This is a genomic window from Okeania sp. SIO2F4 (assembly GCF_010672385.1).
In the GTDB taxonomy this organism is placed as follows: domain Bacteria; phylum Cyanobacteriota; class Cyanobacteriia; order Cyanobacteriales; family Microcoleaceae; genus Trichodesmium.
Map to the genome: position 1 here is coordinate 1 of NZ_JAAHGT010001256.1, position 2,087 is coordinate 2,087.

A 2,087-nucleotide genomic window follows, 5' to 3' on the forward strand; every position below is an offset into this window, starting at 1 on the left:
TCCTCACCAAATGCTCGATAAAGCTGCTGTATCAATATCTGTAGCGAAAACTTTAATTGAATTATTTTTTCCCATCTGCTGCATGACTTTATCTAGGAGCATCACCATAGAATAAGCTTCTTCACCTGTAGCGCACGCTGTCACCCAAACTCTTAATTGTTCCTCACCTAAATGTGTGATGATATTAGGTAAAATTTTTGTTTCTAAGATTTTCCAAGCTTCTGGATCGCGGAAAAAGCTAGTTACTCCTATCAACAGATCCTCTAACAATAAATTTTGCTCTTCTTTAGAATCTCTCAAACGAATAATATAATTATCTAGATCGGCAAATCCTGCTATAGAATAACGCCTAGAAATACGACGAGTCAAGGTATTAATCTTGTAATAAGAAAAGTCTATTTTTTCTGATGCGTTGAGAATTTCAATAATTTCTTTGAGGTGTTTGGGATCTATCTCTCCAGTATAGTTGTCTTGAACAGGAGAACGAACTTTACGCATCTGCACAATATCATAAATTAGTTTAGCTAACTCTTTCGGTGGTAGTACCCGATCCACTACTCCCGTAGCGATCGCACTTTGAGGCATCCCATCAAATTCTGCTGTAGTCGGAGATTGTACAAATACTAAACCTCCTGCTTCATTTATTGACGGTAAACCTTGAGCGCCATCACTGCCACTACCTGACAAAATTACACCTATTGCTTTGTCTGCATAATCTTTTGCTAGAGATTCAAAAAAAAGATTAATCGGATAATTAGGATGGAGGCGAGGATTAACATCTTGTTCTGTGAGACTGAGAAACCCATTATGTACAAATAAATTTTTTCTGGGAGGAATCAAATAAACATTATTAGGTTCTAGTTTAATACCCTCCTCAACTCGATGGACTTGCATTTGTGTGCGTCGCTCAAGTAGTTCTTTCATCAAGCTTTTAAAATCAGGAGATAAGTGCTGTACCACTACAAATGCAGCGCCACTATCACTAGGCATATAATCAAAGAATTCTTCTATTGCCCGTAAACCTCCTGCTGATGCACCTATACCTACCACAAAGAACTTGTTTAGTTTATTATTACTCATTATTATTTATTGAATTTTATTGAATTTTATTTATATTTTATTGATATTTTATTTAACATCGTTTTTATTATACTGGGATCTAAAATTCTCAACAGTCGATACTATAAAACGGCTTTGTTGTAATAGCCATAGAACATCCGTTTCGCTTTTCGGTTGTCCCCGACATAAAAGGTGAACCTAGTGGCAACTATATAGCGCTATGCGCAAGTCAGAAGTCAGAAGTCAGAAGTCAGAAGTAATCCCTGACGCTCGTTTGAAGATTGTAATAGATGTCCTAATCTTTGCTTCGACTGCTATATCACCCTCTTTCAGATTATTGATGCTTTATCCAAATCACAAAATATACAATTACCCTGAATTTAAGGAGTAGGGAGCGAGGAATAGAAACAAGGAAACAAACAGGTTTATTTCAAAAATTAGATAATTTATTTTTTGCTATTCGCTCAAAAGTATATCAGTAGCCAGGGCGATTAGGACATTCTCGCTCCTCTCAAATTTAGTCACAGCCAGAATTTGACTTCTGACTTGTGCTATATACTCCCAACCCCTATTTTTAAGAAACTGTTTGTTAAATCAAAGTTAAATTCTTGTGTAGTGTGGGTTAAGCCCAAATATCTCTTCTTGCTAATCCTAGGTAGAAGCTGTCCGTCATAACCCACCGAGATTAACCATTCTAGCTGTCTTAATCTTTATTTAATAAACAGTCTCTTAGCTTGCTGTTTAACTATTAATTTAGCCTAGTCTTAACCATTTCTTGAACTTTTTTACCATCAGCCTTACCTTTCAACTGCTGCATTGCCGGGCCCATAACTTTACCCATATCTTTAGCAGAACTAGCCCCCACCTGGACAATAATCTCATCTATTACCTGAGCAATCTCATCATCAGATAACTGTTTTGGCAAATATTCCTCAATAATGGCCAATTCTGCTGCTTCTTGATCTGCTAGTTCCTGACGACCTACTTGAGTATATTGCTCTATAGAATCCCGGCGTTGTTTAGCCAAT

2 protein-coding genes are annotated in these 2,087 nt (G+C 36.8%); both read right to left on the reverse strand.

Annotated elements, in window-relative coordinates:
- Window positions 1–3 precede the first annotated feature (3 nt).
- The gene (locus tag F6K22_RS39435) at window positions 4–1,080 is read right to left on the reverse strand and encodes a chemotaxis protein CheB (RefSeq protein ID WP_293110469.1); all 1,077 of its coding nucleotides are present in this window, start codon (window positions 1,078–1,080) and stop codon (window positions 4–6) included.
- Window positions 1,081–1,807: 727 nt separating this feature from the next.
- Window positions 1,808–2,087: GatB/YqeY domain-containing protein (locus tag F6K22_RS39440; protein ID WP_293110471.1), on the reverse strand; the 280-nt coding region annotated here is incomplete at its 5' end.

Coding starts and splice junctions, on each gene's coding strand:
- F6K22_RS39435 (WP_293110469.1), bottom strand. CDS start 1,080: ATGAGTAATAATAAACTAAACAAGTTCTTTGTGGTAGGTATAGGTGCA.